We start from the raw sequence: 23,312 nt of genomic DNA on the forward strand, positions 1-23,312 counted from the left end.
CGGGGCTGCCGTAAAGTCTCGCGGTATGCGGACAGCACGGGTCGGGGCGGCGGCCGCACCCGCCCTGCTCGGGCTGCTGCTCGGAGCGCTGGCCCTCGGACCCGCACTGGGACCGGGGTTCGTGCTCCGCTACGACATGGTGTTCGTGCCGGACCCTCCGCTCACCCTCCCCGGGCAGGGATTCCCCAGAGCCGTCCCCAGCGACCTCGTGGTCGCGCTGCTCTCGCAGATCGCGCCCGCGCAGGCGGTGCAGAAGGCGATCCTGCTCGGGATCTTCGTGCTGGCCGCGTCGGGGGCGGCGGCGCTCGTGCCCACCGGCCGGCTCGGACCCCGCCTGGCCGCGGCGGCCTTCTATGCCTGGAACGCCTACCTCGCCCAGCGCCTCCTGCTCGGGCAGTGGGCGCTGCTGCTGGGGGTCGCCGGATTGCCCTGGGCGGTGCGGGCGGCGTCGCTCGGCGGGCGGTTGCGGCTCGCGGTCGCCCTGCTCCCCGCGGCTGTGGGCGGGTTCCAGGCGATACTGGTCTCCGCCGTGGCGGTGCTCGCGACGGCGGCGACGGCTCCCTGCGCCGCGGCGGCGAGGGTCCGGCGGGCGGCGGAGGCGGCGCTGATCCTGGGCGGGCTGAGCCTGCCCTGGCTGATTCCCGCGCTGCTCAGCGAGGCCACGACCGACCCCGAGGGGGTCGACGCGTTCGCCGCCAGGGCCGACGGCCCGTTCGGGGTGCTCGGCAGCCTGCTCGGACTGGGCGGGATCTGGAACGCCCACGCGACGGTGCCCGGCCAGGGCTCCTGGTGGTCGGCCGGTGTCCGGCTGGTGCTCGCCGCGGTCGCGGTCTGGGGATTCGTACGGCTCCGCGCCCGGACGCGGCGGCCCCCGGCCGGAGGGCGGGACCGGGACGCTCCGCCGTACTGGACCGGGCTGGCCGTGGCGGCGGGGGCCGGACTGGCGATCGCGTGCCTGGGGGCCTTCGCGCCGGGGGCGATGAAGGTGCTGATCGGCTGGTGGCCGGGGTTCGGGCCGCTGAGGGACGGCCAGCTCCACCTGGCGTCCTTCGCCCTCCTCCAGGCCGTGGGACTGGGCGGCGTCGTCATGGGCGGTGTCATGGACGGGGCCGTGGACCGGGCTCCCGGCTCGCCCGCCGGCCCGGTCCCGGGCACGCGGGCGGTCGCGGCGGTCGCGGCGGTCGCGGCGGCCGTGCCGGTTCTCGTGCTGCCCGCCTTCGCGATGGGGGCGTTCGGCAGGCTCGCCGCGGTGGACTACCCGGACGAGTGGCGGCGGGTCCAGGCGATCGTGAACGCCGACCCGGCTCCGGGGGCGCTGCTGTCGCTGCCGTGGGGGGCGCACCGGGCGTTCGGGTGGAACGGCGGGCGGGTGATCCTCGATCCTGCGAGCAAGCTGTTCGCGCGCAGGGTGATCTGGAACGACGAACTGCTCGTGGGGCTGCCCGGAGGGGGCCGGATAGCGGTCGCGGCGGAGGATCCGCTGGTCACGAGGGTGGGAGCGGTCCTGAGGGGGAGACCGGACGAGCGGGCGGAGGCGCTGGCGGGGCTCGGCGTGCGCTACGTTCTCGTACACATGAGCGATAACGCGTTCCATGGCGGCGTCATGCTGTTTCAGGGGCGAGAGCTGCGCCTCCTGCGCCTCGACGACCGTCGTTGAGCTGGCATTTTCCCAGTTCCCAGCGGTACCCGACGGTAACTTACTTTGTCACGTTTTTACTAAGCCTATGGCTTATGAGGTGGATCACGTTCTACTCTCGGCACACTGTCCGAACCTGGGAGGAGAGACCAGTGATACGAGTGCTCGCAGCACTGGCCGTCGGAGCGGTTCTTGCGGTCGGCGCCTCCGTGGCAGTAGTCAACGTGGCCGCGCCCACGCCGGAGCCGCCCAACCGGCCGCTGTACAACTACGGCGACAAGTGATCCGGGGGGTCGGCTGACGGCCCCTCGGACACTTCTCCATCAACCGTGCGTGGCCGGATCCGGCTGATCTGTATCACCGCACGTCATCACTGAACAGCACGGGGCCGTGGCTTCGCCATGCCCTGATCCAGGCATGCGTCGCCATCGAAGCGAAGGAGAAAACGTGGCCTTAACCGGTGGGAAGGCGGACGCCGCGCCGCGCACGCCGGCTCCGCCCCGGCCCCGGCTGAGCGTCGAGGCCGCGGGCGCGTCCGAGGCCCCGCTGCGCGGGGTCCGGGTGGCGGTGCTGAACTTCCGGGAGCCGCGGCAGTCGGTGGCGGGCGGCGCGGAGGAGTACGCCTGGCAGGTCAGCCGCTACCTCCTCGCCCAGGGCGCCACGGTCGACTTCGTGACCAGCAGGGAGCCGGGCCAGGAGAGGTCCGAGTGCCTCGACGGCATCGCGCTGCACCGGATGGGCAACCGCTACCTCGTCTACCTGCTGGTTCCGATCTGGCTGCTGTTCCGCCGCCGCTCGTTCGACCTCGTCATCGACTCGATGAACGGCATCCCGTTCTTCTCCCCGCTCGTCGTGCGGCGCCGTACGCCGGTCATCTGCCTGGTGCACCACGTGCACGACCGGCAGTTCTACGCCTTCTTCCCCGCCTGGCTGGCCAGGATCGGCTGCCTCGTCGAGGGACCGCTGGCCCGCCTGCTCTACCGGCGGTGCCTGACGGTCACGGTCTCCGAGTCGTCCAGGAACGATCTCCGGACGCGCCTGCGCTGGCGGGCGCCGATCCAGGTCGTGCCCAACGGGGGCTCCGCGGCCCGGCCGGTGGCGCGGAAGGCCGCTGACGGCGACCCCGCCGTGGTCTACCTCGGCAGGCTGGTCGGCCACAAGCGGGTCGAGCGCGTGATCGCGCTCGCCGCCGAACTGCGCGAGAGCCGTCCCGGGCTGCGCGTGCACGTCGTCGGGCGGGGGCCGGAGCTGGAGTCCCTCACCGCGTTCGCCGCCGAGTCCGGCGTCGCCGACCGCGTCCACCTGCACGGTTTCCTCTCCGAGCCGGAGAAGAACGCCGTGCTCGGCTCGGCCCTGCTGAACGTCACCGCCTCGGAGTTCGAGGGCTGGGGGCTGACGGTGATCGAGGCGGCGGCCTTCGGCGTGCCCACGGTCGCCTACGACGTGGCGGGACTGCGCGACTCGGTCCGCGACGGGGTGACGGGCTGGCTGGTCCGCGAGGGCGAGTCGCTGGCCGAGGCGGTGGACCGCGCGATCGGGGAACTGGCTGATCCGGTACGGCGCGCGGAGATCCAGCAGGCGTGCCGTGCGTGGGCGGGTGAGTTCACGTGGGGGCGAACCGGCGCTACGATAACCGGACTAATCACCGCAGAACTCACTGCGGTCGATCGTCGACGCCAGCCCGCGGGCGCAGGCCGCCCGCTGAACCGGACCCCCGACCTCCGTCTCGCCGTGGGTGAGACCGACCCCACTTGAGTCTCGCTTTGACCCCTGACCGCACGGATACCGCCTCCACCCGGTTGCGGCATCGGCTGCGTCTTCTCGCGGGCTGCCTGCTGCTGGGAGCGGTGGCGTTCAACACCTCGCCCGGGCAGATCATCTCCGAGACCAAGCTCGACATGGCGCTCAACCCGCTGGGTTTCCTGACGCGGGCGCTGCATCTGTGGGACGGGGCGTTCTTCGGCCACCTGCAGAACCAGGCCCACGGTTACTTCTTCCCGATGGGACCGTTCTACGCCCTGTTCCAGGCGCTGGACATGCCCCCGTGGCACATCCAGCGCCTGTGGATGACCGTGATCCTGTGCGCCGCCTTCCTCGGCGTGGAACGCCTGGCCCGGGCCATGGAGATCGGCACGCCCGGCACCCGGATCGTGGCCGGCCTGGCCTACGCGCTGGCGCCGCACGCGGTCACGCTGATCGGCATCAACTCCTCGGAGTTCCAGCCGAGCGCGGTGCTGCCGTGGATCCTGCTCCCGCTCGTGCGCGCCACGCGGGCCGGAACCAGCCCCCGCAGGGCGGCGGCGCTGTCGGCGGTGGCCTTCGTGTTCGCGGGCGGGATCAACGCGGTGGCGGAGCTGGCGGTGCTGGTCGTGCCGCTGCTGTACCTGCTCACCCGCGGCAGGGGGCCGCGCCGCAGGCGGCTGCTGGTCTGGTGGCTCGCCTGCATCTTCGCGGTGTCGATGTGGTGGCTGGCGCCGCTGCTGGTGATGGGCCGGTACATCTTCTCCTTCCTGCCCTTCATCGAGACCGCCTCGGCCACCACCCACGTCACCTCGCTGCTCAACATCCTGCGCGGCACGTCGAGCTGGATCGCGTTCCTGCCGGTGGACGGCAGGGCGTGGCTGCCGGCCGCGTTCGAGCAGTCGACCGCGCCCTGGCTCATCGCGCTGACCGCGCTCGTCGCCGGGCTCGGCGCCGCGGGCATCGCCGTCCGGGCCACCCCGGAGCGGGCCTTCCTCGCCCTCACCGCGCTGGCCGGAGTGGTCATCGTCTCCTTCGGCCACGCCGACGCGCTGGTGCACCCCTGGACCGAGCAGGTGCGGGAGCTGCTGGACGGCCCGCTCGCGCCCTTCCGCAACCTGCACAAGTTCGACGCCCTGGTACGGCTTCCGCTCGCGCTCGGCCTGGCCGCGCTCCCGCTGGCCGCCCCCGTACGGCTGCGCAGGCCCGTGGCGGGGGCGACGGCCGGAGCGTTGCTGCTCACCGCGACGCCCGTCGCCTTCGCCGGGGTCACCCCCGCCGGGGCGTTCACCGAGGTGCCCGGCTACTGGCACGAGGCCGCCGCGTGGCTCAACGAGCGCACCGGGGACGGGATGGTGCTCGCCGTACCGGGTTCGCGACGGGGAGAGTACGTATGGGGACGCCCGATCGACGAACCCATGCAGTCGCTGCTGACCGTGCGCTGGGCCACCCACACCAACGTCCCCTGGGGGTCTCCCGGCCTGGCCCGGCTGCTCCAGGCGGTGGACGAGCGCTTCGCCACCGGCAAGGGCTCGTCCGGTCTCACCGACGCGCTGCGCCGGATCGGCGTCAGTCACCTGCTCGTCCGCAACGACCTCGCGCGGGAGACGCTCGGTACGGCCTGGCCCGCGCGGGTCCACGAGACCCTCGCCGAGAGCACCGGGCTCCGGCACGTCGCCTCCTTCGGGCCCGAAGCCGGGACGGCGAGCAACCCGGTGGCCTCCGGCTGGTTCGACCAGGCCTATCCGGCGCTGGAGGTCTACGCGGTCCCCGACCCCGCACCGCTGGTCTCCACGGTGCCGCGCCAGGGCTCCCTCCGGGCGACCGGGGCGCCGGAGGCGGTGCTCGCCATGGCCGAGGAGGGGCTGCTGGCCGGTGACGCGGCCGTGCTGGTCGGTGACGACCCCGGAGCGGAGATCGTCTCGCCGCGCGACACGGTGATGACCGACACCCTGCGCCGCCGCGAGCTCGTCTTCGGTGACGTGCGCCGCTCCGCCTCGGCCACGCTGACCGAGGACCAGCCCCTGGAACGCGGCAAGCCCTCCGACGTGACCGACCCCGCCTGGGGGAGCGCCACCGCGACGGCGGACTACTCGGGCATCGTGGACATCCGTGCCTCCTCCTCGGAATCGTCGATCACCGCTCCCGCGGAACGGCGGGACCCGGGCAGGCAGCCGTACGCGGCGATCGACGGCGACCTGCGCACGAGCTGGCGCTCCGACGGCTGGAACGGCGTGGTCGACCAGTGGCTGGAGGTGCGCTTCGTCGAGAGCGTCGAGATCCCCCGGATCACCGTGGCGTTCGAGAGGTCCGTCGGACCGCCGGTCGCCGAGATCGCCCTGGAGACGGCGGCGGGCACCCGCCGGGTCCCGGTGCTGGAGACGACCGCTCCGCAGTCCGTCACGCCGCCGGCCGGCAGGAGCCCCTGGCTGCGGATCCGGGTGACCAAGCTGGGCGGCGGCGTGGGCGCGGTGCTCGGCAACCGCGTGGGGATCACCGAGGTCTCCGTCCCCGGCGTGAACGCGGTGCGCAGGATCACGGTGCCGCCGGGGGGCGAACGCGATCCGGGTTCGGTGCTCCTCACCCGCCAGGGATCCGCCTCCGCCTGCATGCGGGGGTCCAAGACGTGGACGTGCTCGCCGCATCTGGAGATCCACGGCGAGGACGGCTTCGGCTTCGAGCGAGCGTTCACCGTCAGGACGGGCGGCCCGCGTGTCGTCACCGGGCGGGCCACGCTCACCGATCCCGTCTCGGCCCGGCGGCTCACCTCCCTGCCCAGGATCTTCCCGAAGGTGACGGCCTCCTCCACGGCCACCGACCACCCCGCGGTGATCGGCCGTTCGGCCATGGACGGCGATCTGAGCACGTTGTGGTACGCCAATCCGGTCGATCCGAACCCCACCCTGACGGTCGAGCTCGGCAAGGCCGTGACGGTCTCGCGGCTCGAGGTGGTCCTCCCCGACTCCTATCTGGGACGGCCACCGGTCAGGGTGACCGTGCGAGGCGGCGGCCGTACCGTGCGCGGATGGATCGGCTCCGACGACGCGATCACCTTCGCGCCGCTGCGCGCCGACAAGCTGGAGATCGGGTTCACCGCGTCCGCCTCGCGGCCGATCGAGGTCGCGGAGCTCCGGATCCCGGGGGTCAAGCCGCTCGGCCCGCTGGAGTCCTTCCCGCTCCGGCTGCCCTGCGGGTACGGCCCGGCGCTCACCGTGAACGGCAACGCCGTGCCGACCGAGATCGTGCGGGGGACGCTGGGCGATGTGCTCAACGGCCGCCCGGTGGACTACCGCTCCTGCGCCCCGGTCGAGCTGACGGCCGGGCCGGCGCGGGTCGGCGCCGGTTTCCTCGACGCCTTCCGGATCGAGTCGATGGTGCTGCGCCCGTCCGCGACCGACGGCGTCGCCGGGACACGCGCCGCCCCGGCCGGTGTCGAGGCGTGGGGGCAGGCGGAGCGGCGGGTGCGCGTCGCCACCACCGAGCCCTCCTACCTGGTGGTCAACGAGAACCACAACCGCGGCTGGAGGGCCTACCTGAACGGCAGGGAGCTGATCCCGGCCCGGGTGGACGGCTGGCGGCAGGCATGGGAGGTGCCCGCGGCGGCGGGCGTGGTCACCATCCGCTTCGAGCCGGACGCCATGTACCGGCAGGCTCTGGCCGGCGGTCTCGCGCTGGTGCTCCTGGTGGTCGTGACGGCCTGCGTGCCCGCGCGGCGTACGGTCCCGCATCCGGCGGGAACGGCTCCCGCCGCCGTCCGCGCGGTCTGGATCTGGCCGCTCGCCCCGGCGGTGGGGTTGTGGACCGGTGGCCCGGCCGGAGCCGGGATCGTGTGCGCGGCGCTGGTCCTGTACGCATGGATGGAGGCGGTGGCCCAGGCCCGGCACGCGCGGGGAGGCCTGCTGCCCGGCGTCGCGGACGCGGTGACCGCGACGTGGACGTTCGCGGTCCCGCTCGCCCTGGCCGGGGTGTCCCTCGCCGCCGGTCGGCTGCTCGGTCACGCCGAGCATGGCGTGCTGACCGGGATCGTCCCCCAGATGCTCTGCCTGGTCACGCTCGGCTGGTGGATGGCCTCGGTCCCCGCCCGCCGGAGCGTCCCGCCGCAGTCCCGGCCCCCCGTTCCGGTGCGGAGGCCGGAGCGGTCGGCGGTGGGCTCATGACCGGAGCGCGGGTGCCCTGGACGGCGCTCCTGGCGGTGGGCGCCTTCCTGCTCACCTTCGCGGGGCTGCTGCGTTTCCAGGTCTACGAGAGCGTCCTGGTGCTGCCGCTGGAGCAGAACCGGACCTACCGCATGACCGCGCAGAACGGTACCTACTTCGACACCGGCACACTCGTCACCCGCGCCGGCGTCCCGCTGGTGTCCACCACCACCCTGCGCGGTGACGTGGGCGCCGGGCGGGAGGACGTGGCGGTGTGGATGGAGTTCACCTCGCTCGACACCGGCGGGGGCAGGCGGATCGACTACCACGAGCGGCGGACGGCATTCGACCGGAGAACGGGGCTGGCGGTCGACTGCTGCGGAGGGTACGTCGACGGCGACGCCCGGCCGCGGCAGACGGGCCTGGCCTTCCGGCTGCCCTTCCGCGCCGAGCCGCGCTCCTACCCGATGTACGACACGGTGCTGCATCGGGAGGTCCTGCTCCGTTTCGAGCGGGAGGAGGACATCCGGGGCGTGCGGACCTACCGCTACGGCTACACGCTGGGGCCGGTCAGAGTCGAGGAGACGCCCATGGAGTTCCCCGGACGCGCCCTGGGGCTGCCGGAGCGCCGTACCGTCGGCGCCGCCCGGTACGCCGAGGTGACCCGCACGCTCTGGGTCGAACCGGAGAGCGGCCTGACGGTGAAGGCCGAGGAGCGCCACCGGCAGACTCTGCGCACCGCGGACGGGGCGGAGCGCAGGGTGAGCCTCCAGGCCGATCTGGTCATGTCCCCCGAGGACACCGCGTCCGCGATCGCCGAGGCGCAGGCCTTCGTCCGGTGGACGCTCGCGGTCCGGGACGTGCTGCCGGGGGCGCTCTGCATGCTGGCGGCGGCCCTGGGACTGCTCGCCGTACGGCTGCGCGGGCCGGGACCCGCCGGACGGCGGCCCGCAGGACAACAGGTGCAGACAGCGGAGACGGAGACGGTGTGAACGACGGGTCCGTCGAGATCGAGTTACGCCTGCCCCGCTGGGCGGCGATCCCATCGGTCCGACGGCACGCGTTCGCGATCGCGGCGCTGCTCGTGCTGGCGGGAGGACTGGGTCTCACGTGGTGGCTGCTCGGCCGGTCCTACTTCGCCGAGGACGACATCGTCTTCATCGGCAGGGCCGCCGAGGAGACCTTCGGCTGGGACGACCTGTCACGGGTGCACATCGGCCACCTGATGCCCGGAGCCCTGGCCCTGGTCCGGGCGATCACGGCCGTCTCGGCGTACGACTGGACGCTGGTCTCGATCGTGATCCTCGTCCTGCGCGCCGGTGCGGCCCTGGCGCTGCTGCGGCTGCTGCGGCTGATGTTCGGAACCAGGCCGCTCATCCTCGTCCCGCTGGCCTTCTTCCTGTTCGCCCCGGCGAACTTCCAGGCCGGGACCTGGCTGGCGGCGGCGATCAACATCCTGCCCCTGCAGATCGCGATGCTCATGGCGCTGAGCTCCCAGGTCCTGCTGATCCGCACCGGCAGGTGGCGGCACGCGTTCGCCGGGCTGGGGTGGACCTGTGCGGGACTGCTCTTCTTCGAGAAGGCGGTCGTCATACCCGCGGTGGTGTTCGCCTTCACCGTGCTGCTGACGGCGAAGGAGCGCGGCGTGCTCGGCGCCGTACGCAGGCACTCGGTCCTGTGGCTGGTCCATCTGGCCCTGGCCGGGGGATACCTGGTGGTCTACGGCCTGGCGTCCGGTGGCGGCGGGATCGGGCGGGCCCTTCCCGGGCTTCACCGGGCGATGGAGTATTCCGCCGCCTTCCTGGGGGCCACGGTCCCGACGCTGCTCGTCGGCGGCCCTGTGACCTGGGGAGCGGAGACCACGGCGGGCCCGCTGGTCGCTCCGGGGGTGGTGGAGATCGTGGTGGCCTGGACGGTCCTGGTCGCGATCGTGGTGGTCACCTGCCGCAGGCGTCCTGCCGCCGCCTGGGCCTGGGCGCTGGGCGCGGGCTACCTCATCGTCGCGGACGGCCTCCTGATCATGTTCGGGAGACCGGATTCGGCCCATCACGCCTTCGAGAGCCGCTACATCGCCGACGCGATTCCCCTGGTCGCGGTCTGCCTGGCGCTCGCCCTGATGCCGTGGCGGGGGTCACGGCCCGGACCGGAGGCCGGCGCTCGCGCCGTCTCGGCGTTCACCGTGCCCGCCGTGTGCGCCTACGTCGCGCTCGCCCTGGTGGCGGCGACGGGGTTCGCCCAGGGGCTGCCCGGCGAGCGGAACCGCGCCTACTTCGAGACGGCCCGCGCCGAACTGGCCGCGCTCGGCCGCGGGGTCGAGGTGTATCCGGCCCTGGTGCCCGACACGATGCTCTTCCCCTGGCAGGCCTTCGAGAACCGGCTGACGTCCCGGGCGCTCAGCCCGCTGGCCGAGGGGGAACTGCGGCGGCGGATCAGTCGTCCGGGGCCGGCCTACCGGGGCGTCACCTTCGACGAGGAGGGGCGGCTGCGGCCGGTCCGGATCTTCGGCGGGTTCGTCGTGCCCGCGGAGCGGACCGACGGCGGGCCCCGCTGCTTCCCGCTGGACCGCGGCGGCTCGGTCACCTTCGGCCTGCGTGCGGAGCATCCGGGCAACGTCGCCAGGATCAACTACCGGGTCCGCGAGCCCGTCGGCGTCACGGTGCGCACGGGCGCGCTGGACACCCGGCTCGTGCTGGCCCCCGAGCACCGGCAGGTGTTCTTCCCCGTTCCGGTCCACCGGGGAGACCTGCGCGTCACGGTGGACCCGGGGGCCGCCCGGCCCTGCCTGACGGCCGTCGCCCTCGGCGCGGCCCTGCCGGAGGAGGCCCCGGGGAAGGTCAGCGACGGCGCAGGATGAGCAGGAGGTTCCAGCTCACGATCTCGCGAACTCCCGGGACGCGGACGATCCAGGTCGCCCAGCGGGGGTGGTAGCGGGGCAGGGCGTCCAGGATCTGCACGTCGGGGTGGCGCCGGGCCCAGCGCAGCGCGGCTCCCACCGAGACCGGGTAGAGGCTGGTGCCGTACACGTTCTTGGGGGACTTGCCGTACCGGTGGGTGTAGCGGGCCGCGGCGCGGTGGCCGCCGAGGTAGTGCCAGGGGGAGGTCTCGTGGCCGCCCCAGGGGGAGAGCCAGTTGGTGAAGGAGAGGTAGACGACGCCGCCGGGCTTGGTGACGCGGACCATCTCGTCGGCCATCCGCCAGGGGTCGGGCACGTGCTCCAGGACGTTGGAGGAGAAGCAGACGTCCACCGAGCCGGTCGCCAGCGGGATGTCCAGGGCGCTGCCGAGCACCGCCCCTTCCGGGGCCGCGCCCTGGCGGGCCATCATCTCCCCGGCGTCGCAGTCCACGCACACCGGCCGGGCGCCCGCGGCGCGCAGCACGTCGGTGAAGTAGCCGGGACCGCCGCCGACGTCCGCCACGAGCGCGCCGTCCAGCTCGGCGTGGACCGCCAGCTGGGCGACGGTGTCGCGGGCGAGCATGCCGTAGAAGAAGTCCGGGTCGCTCTGCTCCTTGCGGAAGGCGCCGAGCAGCCGGACCGACCGGCCGAGGGTGGCACGGAACGGTGCCTGCGGAGTCTCCAAGGTGCTGCTCCTCGCCGCGATGAATCGGGTGCGCCGGAGCATAACACCGTATTGTGGGCAGTCTCGCCGGGCTCATAGGCTGGGCAACCGGAGCGATCTTCTACATCATGGAAATCAAAAGGGGACCGTCAGGTGGGGGCCACGCAGGTGGAACGCTCGCAGCCGCCGACGCTGCGGATCACGCTGCCGAGCTGGGCGTCGGGCCTGCGGGAGCCGGTGGTGCTCGGGGCGTCCCTGCTCATCGGCGTCTCCCTCGTCCTGCGCGCGCTGATCCTGAAGGACTCCTACTTCGTCGAGGACGACCTGCTCTTCGTCGGCAACGCCTACGAGAACGGCCTCACCCTCGACTTCGTGACGCGTGTCCACAAGGGGCACTTCATGCCGGGCGCGCTCGCGCTGACCTGGGTGCTCTCGCGCATCGCGCCATACGACTGGTTGCTGGTCGCCACCGTCACGTTCCTGGCCCAGGCACTGCTCAGCGTGCTGGCGCTGCGGTTGCTGCGGCTGCTGTTCGGCACCCGCCCGGCGATCCTGCCGCCGCTGGCGGTGCTGCTGTTCAGCCCGTTGACGGTCCCGCCGTTCGGCTGGTGGGCGTCGGCGCTCAACGCGGTCCCCCTCCAGCTGGCGATGGTGCTCGCGCTGACCGCCCAGGTCCGCTTCGCGCGGGGCGAGGGGAGGCGGTACGGCTGGCAGGCGATGGCGTGGACCGTGCTGGGCATGGCCTTCAGCACCAAGGGGATCTTCGTCGTCTTCCTGGTGTTCGCCGTGACCACGGCGTTCCCGGGAGAGCGGGATGCCGGCTGGATCCGGTCCATGCTCCGCGAGGCCGGACGGAACCGGCGGCTCTGGGGGGCCTACGTGGCGCTGGCCGCCGGCTACACGGCGCTCTACCTCGCGCGCCGGGACACGGCGCCGGGGGAGGGCGCGGCGGTCCCCAAACCGGAGGTGGCGGCGGACCTGGTCGGGATCATGTTGGGCCGCACCTTCCCCACGGGGGCGGTCGGCGGTCCGATCACCTGGGGCCCGGTCACCCCGGTCGGAGGGCTGTCCGGCCCCTCGGACGTCATGGTCGTGACCGCCTGGCTGGCGCTGGCGGTCCTGGTGGCGGCCACGGTCGCCTACCGGCGCCGGGCGTCGCGTGCCTGGCTGATCCTGGGCGGCTACCTGCTGTTCGCCGACGCGATCCCCACGATCATCGCCCGGGGCAGCTTCACGGCGCTGATCGGTGCGGAGACCCGCTACGTGGCCGACGCCGTGGTCGTCTTCGCGGTGGTCCTGGGCCTGGCACTGCTGCCGGTACGCGGAGAGGCGGAGGTCTACCGCCGTCCGCTGCCCGCCGGGTCCGCACTGGTGCTGGTGTCCGGGCTGGCCGCCGGCGCGTACCTGGCGGCGTCACTGGTCTCGATCGAGGCCTACCGGGCGACCCTCAGCGGGGAGCGGGTCCGCAGCTACCTGGAGACCGTCGCGGCCGAGCTCGACCGGGCGCCGGACGACGTCGTGATCTATCCGACCCCGGTTCCCGAGGACATCGTGCTGGCGGTGAACGGGGTGCGGCGGCTCAGCAACCGCCTGCTCACCCCTCTGGCACGCCCGGGAGTCCGGGCCAGGATGGCCCATCCGGAGCCCAGCCACGAGGCCAGGGTCTTCGGCGAGGACGGGCGGCTGGTGCGGATGAGCGTCTTCGGCTTCTTCCAGCCGGCGCCGCAGGGCCAGCCCTGCCTGCCGGCGGTGGACGGCGTGGTGGCCGTGCCCGGCGCGGTCTCCTCGGGCCAGCCGGACGGGGCGGGGGCGCTGTCCTACGCCTCCGGCAAGCCGGTCTCGGCGACCGTCGAGATCGGCCAGGAGCGGATCATGCTCAACCTGAGGGAGACGCGGGGCGGCCTGATCCACTTCCCGGCGACGGGGACGGGCCGGGGCATGCGGATCGTCGTGGACGACCCGACCGCGCAGGTCTGCATGACCGGCGTCGCGCTGGGCGTCGCGACGCCCGAGTAGCGCTCCCCGAAGCTCAGCGCCTCACCAGGGAGTTCAGCCGCTGCAGGGGCTTCTCCACCAGACGGTAGGACAGCGTGGCCAGGCACAGGGTGATGAGGGCGACGACCGCCAGGTTGCCGGGGAAGCCGCCGGAGAACGGCTCCTGCCCGGTGAACTCGTACCAGCCGTAGAGCACCACGAACTGCCAGAGGAACACACCGTAGGAGACCCGGCCGAGGAAGCGCATCACCCGGTTGCCCAGCAGCCGCCGGACGGGGGAGTCCTCCGGCGGCAGCAGCGCGGCCGGGGCGAGCAGGCAGAAGGCCACGACGGTGTAGAGCGCCAGCTCGGACAGATCCGCCCAGACGTCGTCGACGCCGAGGAAACGGCTGCCGGTCACCGGGGACGCCGCGACGGCGTAGGCCAGGACGGCGACCAGCCACCAGGAGCCGGGGGAGGAGGCGACACCGCGGCTGAACCGTCCCGCGGGGCCGTCCGGCCGGGCGGCGGCCCAGGCCATGACCACGGCCAGGACCATGCCCGCGGCGAAGTAGCACATCGCGCGGGGCGGCCAGAGGCTGAGCCCGGGCCGGTGCTGCGGATAGTGGGACAGCAGCGTCCAGGCGTACGAGACCGCGGCGAGCGCCCCGAGGCCGGCCAGGAGCCGTACGGCCCGCCGGTCGGGGTCGTCGCCGGCGCGCCGGGCGAGGGCCGCCAGGACGGCCGCGAAGATCGGGAGCAGGATGTAGAACGCCATCTCCACCGACAGGCTCCACATCTGGGCCAGTCCTTTGGGGGCCAGGCCGGTCCACCACGGGTCGACGGCGTAGTTCTGGCCCAGGAGCAGGAGCATCAGCCAGGTCCAGCCGTCCGACACGTGGTCCCACGACCACAGCAACATGGCGACGACGACGACCAGCCAGTAGCTGGGCAGGATGCGCACGGCCCGCCGCCACAGGTAGGCGGGGACCCGGGGCGAGGGCTTCCCGGTCAGAGCCGAGGCCGCGAAGGGCCGGTAGAGCAGCACCCCGGAGAGGGCGAAGAAGATCGGCACGGCCACGTCGCCGCGGGAGAGCAGGGCCCCGGTGAACCCCTCCTGCAGCATGGCGCCGGACTCGGCCGCCACGTGGAAGGCGAGCACCAGGAACGAGGCGACCGCGCGGACGCCGTCGAGGGCGTCCAGGTGACCGCCGGTCACCGGAGATCCGTTTCCGACGGCCGGTTTCGACCTAGAACCTGTTTCGGTCACTTTTCCGCATCCCTGATGACGTGGGTGATCGGCGTCACTAACATACTGGCCAGTAGGAAGTGATTTAAGTACATTTCACCCCCCATGACACCTGCTTAGCGGGAAGCTCCTCAGGAGGATCAATGCGCCGAGTAGTCGGAGTTGTTCTCTTAGCCGTCGGGGCCTTCCTCATCGTCCTGGCACCGCTCGTGCGGTTCCAGATCGGTGGCAGCCTCATCGCGGCGCCCGCCGCGCAGTACGGGGTCAGCAAGCTGGAGGCCGAGGGCGCTCAGTACTTCAGCGCCAAGGACCTCAAGGTGATGACCGGAACGCTCGGCATCACGGTGACCACCCGCGGAGACGTCACCCAGGCCGAGGGCGACCGGGTCGTCTGGGACGAGTTCACCGTTGCCAACGACGTGACGAACAACAACCCGGGTGTCTCGATCAGCGAACGGCGCAGCGCCTTCAACAAGTTCACCGGCGAGGGCATCACCTGTTGCGCGGTGAACATCGACAAGAAGCCGATCAAGCTTGAGGGTCAGATCTACAAGTGGCCCTTCGACGTCGAGCAGAAGACCTACAAGGTCTTCAACTCCACCACGGGCATGGCGTTCGACGCCAAGTTCGCCGGTGAGGACCAGGTCAACGGCCTGCCGGTCTACAAGTTCGAGCAGACGATCCCGCCGACCAAGACCGAGACCCGGACCGTGCCCGCCTCGATCATGGGCCTGACCGAGACCACCGGCGACGTGCAGGTGGACCGCGTCTACGAGGGCAGGAACACGTACTGGATCGAGCCCACGACCGGCTCTCCGGTGCGCCAGGAGCAGCAGCGCAACGAGGTCCTGAAGACCCAGGACGGCACCGGCACCCCTGTCACCGCCTTCTCGGCCACCGCGAAGATGACTCCCGACACGGTCAACGAGCTCGTCAAGAACGCCACCGACAGCAAGAGCCAGATCACCATGATCAAGGTGACGATCCCGGTGATCCTGCTCCTGATCGGTATCGTCCTGCTGGTCGCGGGCATCTTCGTGGCCCGCGGATCCGCCGGCAAGGCGTGACCGGCGAGGAGAACGTGATCGTACGGCCGCCCGCGGATCCGCCGGCGGCCGTACGCGCGCGGCGGGGGTTCTCCCCCGCCGCGCTGGTCCGGGCCTGCCGCCCGCGCCAGTGGGTGAAGAACGCCCTGGTCTTCGCGGCCCCGGCGGCGGCGGGCGTGCTGGGCTCCGCGGAGGGGGTCCTGGGCGCCCTGGTCGCCTTCGCCGCCTTCTGCATCGCGGCGAGCGGCGCCTACCTGCTCAACGACGCCGCGGACGTCGAGGCCGACCGGCGACACCCCCGCAAGCGGTTCCGGCCGGTTGCGGCGGGCCTGGTCCCGGTCATGGCCGCCCGGCTCATCGGGGTCGCGCTCGTGCTGCTGGCTCCGGCCGTCGCCGCCCTGCCCGGTGACTGGCGGCTGCCCGCCGTGGTCGCCGGCTATCTGGCGCTGACCTTCTCCTACACCTTCTGGCTCAAGCACCAGCCGGTGGTGGACCTGGTCGCGGTCGCGGGCTGCCACGTGATCCGCGCGTTCGCCGGGGCGGTGGCCGTGGACGTCCCGGTGACCAGCTGGTTCCTCGTGGTGATCTCGCTCGGCTCGCTGCAGCTCGTGGCGGGCAAGCGGGAGGCCGAGCTGCGGGCCTCCCGGGACGGTTCCACCCGGGCCATCCTGGCCGCCTACAGCCCGGCCTATCTCGCGCAGGTCCGCACGATGGCGTCGGGTGCGATGATCGTCACCTACTGCCTGTGGGCGCTGAACGACCATCCCGGGCCGTTCTACGCCCTCAGCATCGTCCCGTTCCTGCTCATCGTGCTCCGGCACAACCTGCTGGTGGACCGGGGGATCGGCGAGGAGCCGGAGGAGCTCGCCCTGCGGGACCGGCCCACCCAGGTGTTCGCCCTGATCCTCATGGCGCTGCTCGTCACCGGGATCTACCTGACATGACCGCTGCCGTACCCTCGTCGCCATGACCTCCTTCCTGACCGGCTGGGGCCGTACCGCGCCGACACCCGCCCGCCTGGCCAGGCCGCGCTCGGCCGAGCAGGTCGCCGAGCTGGTGCGCGGGGCGCCGGATCGCGGCGTCGCGGCACGGGGCCTGGGCCGCTCCTACGGCGACGCGGCGCAGAACGCCGGGGGACTGGTCGTCGACTGCACCGCGCTGACCTCCTGGTCCCTGGACGAGACCACCGGCCTGGTCACCGCCGCCGCCGGGCTGAGCCTGCACGACCTGATGGCCGCGCTGGTGCCCCGGGGCTGGTTCGTGCCGGTCACCCCGGGCACCCGGCACGTGACCGTGGGCGGGGCGGTGGCGGCCGACGTGCACGGCAAGAACCACCACGTCGACTCCTCCTTCGGCGCCCACCTGCGCTCACTGACCCTGGCCACGGCGGACGGCGAGCTGCGGAGGCTGACCCCGCAGGACGAGCTGTTCTGGGCCACGGTCGGCGGCATGGGCCTGACCGGGATCATCACCGAGGCGGGGTTCCGGTGCGTCCCGATCGAGACCTCCCGGGTCCGGGTGGACGTCGAGCGCACCCGCGACCTGGACCACACGCTGGAGACGATGACCGCCACCGACGACCGCTACCGCTACACGGTCGCCTGGATCGACCTGCTCGCCCGGGGCGGCCGGATGGGCCGCAGCGTGCTCACCCGCGGTGACCACGCCGCGCGCGGGGACCTGCCGCGGGGCGCGGACCCGCTGGAGTTCTCCCCCAGGGCCCTGCTCCGGGCGCCGCGATGGGCGCCGGACGGCCTGCTCAACCCGGTGACCGTCCGGGCGTTCAACGAGGCCTGGTACCTCAAGTCCCGGCCGGGGAGCTTCGTGCAGAACCTGGCGCCGTTCTTCCACCCGCTGGACTTCGTCGACGGCTGGAACCGCGTGTACGGCTCACGCGGCTTCGTCCAGTACCAGTTCCTGGTCCCCTTCGGGCAGGAGGCGACACTGCGGCGGATCGTGTCCCGGCTCTCGGCGGAGGGCGTGGTCTCCTTCCTCGCCGTGCTCAAGCGGTTCGGTCCCGGCACGCCGGGGATGCTCTCGTTCCCGATGCCCGGCTGGACGCTGGCGCTGGACATACCGGCGGGGCGGCGGGGCCTGGCCGCGCTGCTGCGCGCCTTCGACGAGCAGGTGGCCGAGGCCGGCGGGCGGGTCTACCTGGCCAAGGACTCGCGGATGCCCGCCGAGATGATGGCCGCGATGTACCCGCGGCTCGCGCGGTGGCGCGAGATCCGCGACGGGGCGGACCCCGGCGGGGTGTTCCGCACGGACCTGGCGAGAAGGCTGAGGCTGTGATCCGCCGGGGCCGGAAGGGCCGTCGGCGTCTATCCGGTGAGGGGATGTGAGGCTGTGAGGAACGCCCTGGGCGCGGTGGACACCGTGCTGCTGCTCGGCGGGCGGAGCGAGATCGGGCTGGCGATCGTCGAGCGGCTGGTCCGCGACGGGGCCCGCCACGTGGTGCTCGCCGCCCGGGACGCGGCCGGCGGCGTGCCGCCGGTGATCGGAGCCGCCGAGGTCCACCTGCTGGACTTCGACGCCGCCCGGCCCGAGACGCACGGCGAGGTGATCGAGGCGGCGGTGAAGCTGGTCGGCGACCTCGACGTGGTGATCCCCGCCTTCGGAGTGCTGGGCAGCCAGGAGGTCTACGACGCCGACCCGGTGGCCGCCGCCGAGGCGGTCGCGGTCAACTACGGCGGGCACGTCTCCATCGGGTTGCACGCCGCGCGGCGGCTGCGCGATCAGGGGCACGGGACGCTCGTCGTGCTCTCCTCGGTGGCCGGGGTGCGGGTGCGCAGGGCGAACTTCGTGTACGGCTCGGCCAAGGCGGGCCTGGACGGCTTCGCCCAGGGGCTCGGCGACGCGCTGCACGGCTCGGGCGCGCGGGTCATGGTGGTGCGGCCCGGCTTCGTGATCGGGCGGATGACCGAAGGCATGTCCCCCGCCCCGCTGTCCTCGACCCCCGGCCAGGTCGCCGACGCGGTGATCGGCGGACTGCGGTCGGGTGCGGAGATCGTGTGGGTCCCCGGAATGCTGCGGGCGGTGTTCGCGGTGATGCGCGTACTGCCGAGGGCGATCTGGCGCCGGATGCCTCGCTGAAACACGTTCCTATCGTTATTACCCGCCGGTATCAGACGAAATGTTCTAGACTAGAACGCGTTGCAGTTTTCCTTGTGTGCGCCGTACGGTGAACATATGCGGACACGGGTCACGGACATGTTCGGGATCGAATTTCCGATCTTCGCGTTCAGCCACTGCAGGGATGTCGTCGCCGCGGTCAGCCGCGCCGGCGGGATGGGCGTGCTCGGCGCCCTCTACTTCACCCCCGAAGAGCTCGAGATGGAGCTCAAGTGGATCGACGACCACGTCGACGGCAGGCCGTACGGCGTCGACGTGGTCATGCCCGCCTCCTACGCGGGGGCCGACCTCGGCGTCGACTCCGCCGAGGACCTGGTGGGACGCCTCGCGGGGATGATCCCCGAGGGGCACCGGAAGTTCGTCGACGAGCTGCTGGAGGCCCACGGCGTTCCACCGCTGTCGGCGGACTCCGACGCCGGCAGGGTGCTGCTCGGCTGGACCGACGCCACCGCCCGGCCACAGGTCGAGGTCGCCCTCAGGCATCCGATCGCGCTGCTCGCCAACGCGCTCGGCCCGCCTCCCGCCGACGTGGTCGAGATGGCCCACGCCAAGGGGGTCAAGGTCGCGGCGCTGGCCTCCACCCCCCGGCATGCGGTCAAGCAGGTCGAGGTCGGCGTGGACGTCGTCGTCGCGCAGGGCACCGAGGCCGGCGGCCACACCGGTGAGATCTCCACGATGGTGCTCATCCCGCAGGTCGTGGACGCCGTGGACGTGCCCGTGCTGGCCGCCGGGGGCATCGGCGACGGCCGCCAGATGGCGGCGGGACTGGCGCTGGGCGCCGAGGGCGTGTGGACCGGGTCGATCTGGCTGACCGTGGAGGAGGCCGACACCCCGGAGATGGCCAGGCAGCGCATCCTGGAAGCCACCTCCCGCGACACGGTCCGCTCCCGCTCGTGGACCGGCAAGCCCGCCCGGTTGCTGAAGAACGAGTGGACCGACGCCTGGGAGTCGGCCGAGTCGCCGGGCACGCTCCCGATGCCGCTGCAGTTCATGCTGGTCTCGGACGCCCTGCGCAGGATCGGCCGGTCCGACGCCGCGGAGCTGGCCACCTTCCCGGCCGGGCAGATCATCGGGACCATGAACCAGGTCAAGCCCGCCAGGGACGTGGTGTTCGGCATGGTCGAGCAGTACGTCGAGGCCATGGAGCGCCTGGACCGGCTGACCGGCGACTGACCCGCCGGAGCCGGAGCCGCCGTCCGGACCCGTCCCGCCCCGTCGGGGCGGGACGGGTCCGGCGGTCACGGGACGGTCCTGTCCGGCCGCTCGGAGATGCGGACGAAGCTGACGAGGGTGTCGCCGGTCCGCTCGGCGAACCGCACGTTGAGCTGGCCGTCGGTGACCTTCACCGTGTACTGCCGGGTGACGGCGGTGTACGTGCCGGCCTCCAGTGCCAGGTCCAGGGCGGGGATCGCGAGCTGGCCCTCGACGATGACGTCGAAGACGCGCTGTCCCTCACGCACGGACCGGGTCTCGGCGAAGCCCAGCTCGACGGTGTAGACGCCCTGGGGAACCTGGTCGAACCGGTACTCCAGCATCCCCTCGCGGGTACGCCGGAACAGCTCCTGCTCGGTGGTCCCCCTGATCGTCCTGCTGGTCGTGTGCGTCCTGCTCCCGCGGCCCACGTAGCCGTGACCGCCCGTGCCGTACTGCCGGTCGGCGGTCCACCGGTCACCGGAGGCGTCGACGAGGGGCCTGGCGCCGCCCGCGTCGACGGCGACCTGGTGCCCGGGCACCACGACCTTCACCGCGATCTCGATCTGCGGGTTGCGGCCGCTCGCCGAGCGCACCAGCACCTTGCCGGTGCGGACGGTGCCCGGCTGGACGCCCGCGGCGGAGGCGGTGACCCTCACCGTCGCCGACGCCCCCGAGCCCAGCTCGCCGCCGGCGGGCGTCACGCTCAGCCAGCTCTGGGCGGGATCGGCGGTGACGGTGTAGGCGGCGGGCGCGCCCAGGTTGCGCAGCTCGACCGTGCCGGTCCTGACGGCCTCGGCCGGCATCACCAGCGTCAGCTCGCCGGCCGAGGCCGTCACCCGGCCGGTGGCCAGAGCGGTGTCGGCCCGGGTGCGCGCCCCCGCGGTGACGGTGACCTCCCGGGTGAAGGTCCCGTAGTTCTCCTTGGAGACCTCGACCTGGTGGTCGCCCGCCGGGATCTGCCCGAGGAACCTGCCGTCCGGCCCGGTGGTGAAGGTCGCCACGTCGTCCGCCTGCCCGGTGGTGAGGGCGGTGGCCGCGGTCCTGACCTTCACCGTCGCGCCCGCCAGCGGCTCGCGGTCGTTGGCGTCGGTGACGGTGCCGGACAGCAGTCCGTGGCGGCTCGCGGTGAAGGCCAGGCCCTGGCCGTCGCCGAGCGCGGCGCTGTCGTGGGAGTACTGCAGCGCGTCGGTGCCTGCGGCGTTCTCGATGCCGATCGTGGCGCTGGTCCCGGAGTCGCGCTCGCTGTCGATGCCGCGGTAGCGGAACCCGATGGAACCGTCCTCGCCGAGCAGCGCCGAGAACGAGATGCGCTGGGCGGCGTCGGAGTAGAACCGGGCGTTGCGCCATTCGATGACGAAGGTGCGCTCCGGCGCGGTCCCGACGGTGGCGGTGTAGACCCCGGCCTGGTCGTCCAGGACCAGGTCGTCCCAGTACGGGTAGAGGGCCGCGTTGGGCGTGCCGGCGGACGGCAGCGCCCCGTTGCCCGCCGAGGTGCTGGAGGCGGTGAAGCTCACGAACCCGTTGCTGCTGATCCAGCCGCCGGTGTGGGTGCCGCCGTAGAACGGGAAGGGGAACGGCAGCGCGACCGGCTGGGCGGCGTCGTCCCCGGTGAGCGGGTGCCGTTCGGTGCCCGCCACGTAGGGCAGGGCGGCGCCCGTGCAGGTGTGCCCGAAGGCGTCGGTACGGCGCGGCAGGTCGATGTCCCTGGTCAGGTCGGCGCTCACCGTGACCGGCACGGTGAGGCCGTCCGCGCACCGGGAGGCCGGGGTGACCTTCAGCTCGTGTTCGCCGTGCGGCAGCGTGAGCCGGTAGCGGCCCGCGGCGTCGGTGACCGCGGCGGCCGGGGTGCCCGCCGCGGCCACCGTGGCGCCCGCCTCGGGCGCGCCCCCGGAGGTGACCGTTCCCGACACCGTGCCCGACGGCCGCGGCGTCAGCGTCACGTCCCTGGTGACCGTCTCGCCTGCCACCACCGCGACGGTCGCGGTGACGTCGTCGTACCCGAACTTCGCGACGGTGATCCGGTACTCCCCCTCCAGCAGGCGGGGCAGCGTGTACGTGCCGTCCTGCGCGGTGGCGACCGCACGGCTCAGCGGCCCGGTGACCGTGACCGTGGCCGCGGCCACCGGCGCGCCGGCGGCGGTGACGGTGCCCGCCAGCGTGCCGAGCGGGTCGGCCGGAGTGGCCCGGACCGCCGCGAACGCGTCGAGCCGGCCCTCGCCCCAGACGTTGTTGTCCGCGGCGGTGCCGCCGCAGCGGGTGTCCTCGACGTCGACCGCGGTCCCGTCGAGCAGCTCGCGCGTGGCGGCGACGTCGCCCTGCAGGCCGGGGGAGGCCGACCACATCAGCGCCACGGTGGCCGCCACGTGCGGGGAGGCCATCGAGGTGCCGGAGAAGGCGCCGTAGCCGCCGCCCGCCACCGACGAGCGCACGTTGACGCCGGGGGCCGCGAGGTTGGGCTTGATCTCGCCGTTCTCGCCGGCGCCTCGGGTGGAGGAGCTCCAGATCGCGTTGGCGGAGTCGAACGCTCCGGCGCTGTAGCTGGAGACGTACTGCCCGGGGGAGCCGCTGGAGTTGCAGCCCGCGTTCGCGAGGTTGCCGTTGGAGAAGGCAGGGAAGATGCCGGCCGTGACCCACGCCTCGACGATCTCCTTGTACCAGGGGTCGAACCCGGCGCCGCCCCAGGAGTTGTTGACGATGTCCGGGGCCAGGTCGGGACGGGGGTTGCGGCCGTTCAGATCGGTGGGCGCGAGCACCCACTGCCCGGCGGCCAGGAGGGAGGCGTCGGTGCAGGTGTTGGTCTCGCAGCCCTTGGCGGCGATCCACTTCGCGCCGGGGGCGACGCCGATGACGTTGGCGCCCTCGCCGCCCACCATGGTGCCCATGGTGTGGGTGCCGTGGTCGTTGTTGTCGCACGGCACGCGGCCCGGGCACACTCCCGCCGGGTCGAACCAGTTGTAGTCGTGGCTGAGGGTGCCGTCGGCGCCTCGGCCGCGGTACTTGGCGGCCAGCGCGGGGTGGTCGAACCGCACGCCGGTGTCGATGTTGGCCACGACGATGCCGTCCCCGCGGGCGCCGAGCTCCTCCCAGACCCTGGGGGCGTTGACCCGGTCGATGTTCCACTCGGCGGCGTCGGTCTTCGCCGCCTCCTTGCCGGGCAGCGGCTCGGGGATCCTGGCGACGCGGATGGGCTCGACCCGCTCCACCTCGGGCAGCTTCGCGATCTCCGCGGCCAGCTTGGCGTCGCCGGTCACCCGGACGGCGTTGACGATCCAGAACGGCGTGAAACCGGCGCTCTCGGCGGCCAGGAGTCTGCGCAGACCGGCCTGCGACGAGGCGGCGGTCTCGGTCTTGGCGCGGAAGACCTGCCTGGTCCGCTCGTCCTTGGTCGTGGCCCGGCGGGCCACGCTGAGGTCGGCGCCGCGTTTCATGCGCACCCAGAAGGTGGCCTTGCCGTCCTCGGCCAGATCCGCCAGGACGGTTTCGTCGATCTTTCCGGGGTCGGGCGCGGCCTGCGCCACACTCTGCGGGAGCACGAGTGCCAGGGCGGCTGCGGCTCCGATCAGGGTCGTTCTCCAGCGTCGGGGGGTGGGGGACACATGATCTCCTTCACGTCGGGGCGGGCGTCGTGCCGCCGGAAGAGTGACGTGG

Annotated in this window: 15 protein-coding genes; 12 read left to right on the forward strand and 3 right to left on the reverse strand. The window is 72.8% G+C overall.

Annotated elements, in window-relative coordinates:
* Positions 1–25: 25 nt before the first annotated feature.
* The 6 genes from HS041_RS10195 to HS041_RS10215 all read left to right on the forward strand — a co-directional run bounded on the left by HS041_RS10195 (position 26) and on the right by HS041_RS10215 (position 10,366).
* On the forward strand, positions 26–1,657 hold the full coding sequence (locus tag HS041_RS10195; RefSeq protein WP_196440216.1) for an MmpA family trehalose lipid delivery protein: 1,632 nt from the start codon (positions 26–28) through the stop codon (positions 1,655–1,657).
* Between the two features lie 131 nt (positions 1,658–1,788).
* Positions 1,789–1,920 (forward strand): hypothetical protein, encoded by a 132-nt coding sequence (locus HS041_RS39220; RefSeq protein ID WP_255529966.1) that lies wholly within the window; start codon positions 1,789–1,791, stop codon positions 1,918–1,920.
* Between the two features lie 163 nt (positions 1,921–2,083).
* Positions 2,084–3,391 carry a glycosyltransferase family 4 protein gene (locus HS041_RS10200; protein WP_307845226.1) on the forward strand — a complete coding sequence of 436 codons (1,308 nt, stop codon included), beginning with the start codon at positions 2,084–2,086 and terminating at the stop codon, positions 3,389–3,391.
* An 8-nt stretch (positions 3,392–3,399) separates the two neighbouring features.
* Complete coding sequence (locus tag HS041_RS10205; RefSeq protein ID WP_196440218.1) at positions 3,400–7,533, forward strand: alpha-(1->3)-arabinofuranosyltransferase domain-containing protein; 4,134 nt, start codon at positions 3,400–3,402, stop codon at positions 7,531–7,533.
* Positions 7,530–8,504 carry a cell envelope lipid trafficking protein PgfA gene (gene pgfA, locus HS041_RS10210; protein WP_196440219.1) on the forward strand — a complete coding sequence of 325 codons (975 nt, stop codon included), beginning with the start codon at positions 7,530–7,532 and terminating at the stop codon, positions 8,502–8,504. Before HS041_RS10205 ends, pgfA (HS041_RS10210) begins: the two co-directional genes overlap by 4 nt.
* Entirely contained in the window at positions 8,501–10,366 is a 1,866-nt protein-coding gene (locus tag HS041_RS10215) for a hypothetical protein (RefSeq protein ID WP_196440220.1), read from the forward strand. The genes pgfA (HS041_RS10210) and HS041_RS10215 overlap by 4 nt, the downstream gene beginning before the upstream one ends.
* Here HS041_RS10215 and HS041_RS10220 read toward each other — a convergent pair.
* Positions 10,347–11,090, reverse strand: a complete 744-nt coding sequence (locus tag HS041_RS10220; protein WP_230878511.1) for a class I SAM-dependent methyltransferase — start codon at positions 11,088–11,090, stop codon at positions 10,347–10,349. The genes HS041_RS10215 and HS041_RS10220 overlap by 20 nt on opposite strands.
* Positions 11,091–11,222: 132 nt before the next feature.
* Here HS041_RS10220 and HS041_RS10225 point away from each other — a divergent pair, with 132 nt between their 5' ends.
* Complete coding sequence (locus HS041_RS10225) at positions 11,223–13,085, forward strand: hypothetical protein (RefSeq protein ID WP_196440222.1); 1,863 nt, start codon at positions 11,223–11,225, stop codon at positions 13,083–13,085.
* 13 nt (positions 13,086–13,098) lie between these two features.
* Here HS041_RS10225 and HS041_RS10230 read toward each other — a convergent pair whose 3' ends face one another.
* The gene (locus HS041_RS10230; RefSeq protein WP_196440223.1) at positions 13,099–14,262 is read right to left on the reverse strand and encodes an acyltransferase family protein; all 1,164 of its coding nucleotides are present in this window, start codon (positions 14,260–14,262) and stop codon (positions 13,099–13,101) included.
* A 173-nt stretch (positions 14,263–14,435) separates the two neighbouring features.
* Between HS041_RS10230 and pgfA (HS041_RS10235) the strand changes: the two genes are divergently transcribed.
* The 5 genes from pgfA (HS041_RS10235) to HS041_RS10255 all read left to right on the forward strand — a co-directional run bounded on the left by pgfA (HS041_RS10235) (position 14,436) and on the right by HS041_RS10255 (position 19,643).
* Positions 14,436–15,359 (forward strand): cell envelope lipid trafficking protein PgfA, encoded by a 924-nt coding sequence (gene pgfA, locus HS041_RS10235; RefSeq protein ID WP_196440224.1) that lies wholly within the window; start codon positions 14,436–14,438, stop codon positions 15,357–15,359.
* Positions 15,356–16,282, forward strand: coding sequence for a decaprenyl-phosphate phosphoribosyltransferase (locus tag HS041_RS10240; protein ID WP_307845227.1), 927 nt, complete (start codon positions 15,356–15,358; stop codon positions 16,280–16,282). Before pgfA (HS041_RS10235) ends, HS041_RS10240 begins: the two co-directional genes overlap by 4 nt.
* A gap of 22 nt (positions 16,283–16,304) precedes the next feature.
* The gene (gene dprE1, locus HS041_RS10245; RefSeq protein WP_196440225.1) at positions 16,305–17,630 is read left to right on the forward strand and encodes an FAD-binding oxidoreductase; all 1,326 of its coding nucleotides are present in this window, start codon (positions 16,305–16,307) and stop codon (positions 17,628–17,630) included.
* 54 nt (positions 17,631–17,684) lie between these two features.
* Entirely contained in the window at positions 17,685–18,431 is a 747-nt protein-coding gene (gene dprE2 / locus HS041_RS10250) for a decaprenylphospho-beta-D-erythro-pentofuranosid-2-ulose 2-reductase (RefSeq protein WP_196440226.1), read from the forward strand.
* A 96-nt stretch (positions 18,432–18,527) separates the two neighbouring features.
* Positions 18,528–19,643 (forward strand): NAD(P)H-dependent flavin oxidoreductase, encoded by a 1,116-nt coding sequence (locus HS041_RS10255; protein WP_196440227.1) that lies wholly within the window; start codon positions 18,528–18,530, stop codon positions 19,641–19,643.
* Between the two features lie 65 nt (positions 19,644–19,708).
* Here the strand turns inward: HS041_RS10255 and HS041_RS10260 are convergent, their stop codons facing one another.
* Positions 19,709–23,260, reverse strand: a complete 3,552-nt coding sequence (locus HS041_RS10260) for an NIDO-like domain-containing protein (RefSeq protein ID WP_196440228.1) — start codon at positions 23,258–23,260, stop codon at positions 19,709–19,711.
* Positions 23,261–23,312: the final 52 nt, after the last annotated feature.

The organism is Planomonospora sp. ID67723, assembly GCF_015711605.1.
In the GTDB taxonomy this organism is placed as follows: Bacteria; Actinomycetota; Actinomycetes; order Streptosporangiales; family Streptosporangiaceae; genus Planomonospora_A.

What these genes read in the sequence shown, in the direction of transcription:
- pgfA (WP_196440219.1), top strand. Translation starts at nt 7,530, where the DNA reads ATGACCGGAGCGCGGGTGCCCTGGACGGCGCTCCTGGCGGTGGGCGCC.
- dprE1 (WP_196440225.1), top strand. Translation starts at nt 16,305, where the DNA reads ATGACCTCCTTCCTGACCGGCTGGGGCCGTACCGCGCCGACACCCGCC.
- HS041_RS10255 (WP_196440227.1), top strand. Translation starts at nt 18,528, where the DNA reads ATGCGGACACGGGTCACGGACATGTTCGGGATCGAATTTCCGATCTTC.
- HS041_RS10195 (WP_196440216.1), top strand. Translation starts at nt 26, where the DNA reads ATGCGGACAGCACGGGTCGGGGCGGCGGCCGCACCCGCCCTGCTCGGG.
- pgfA (WP_196440224.1), top strand. Translation starts at nt 14,436, where the DNA reads ATGCGCCGAGTAGTCGGAGTTGTTCTCTTAGCCGTCGGGGCCTTCCTC.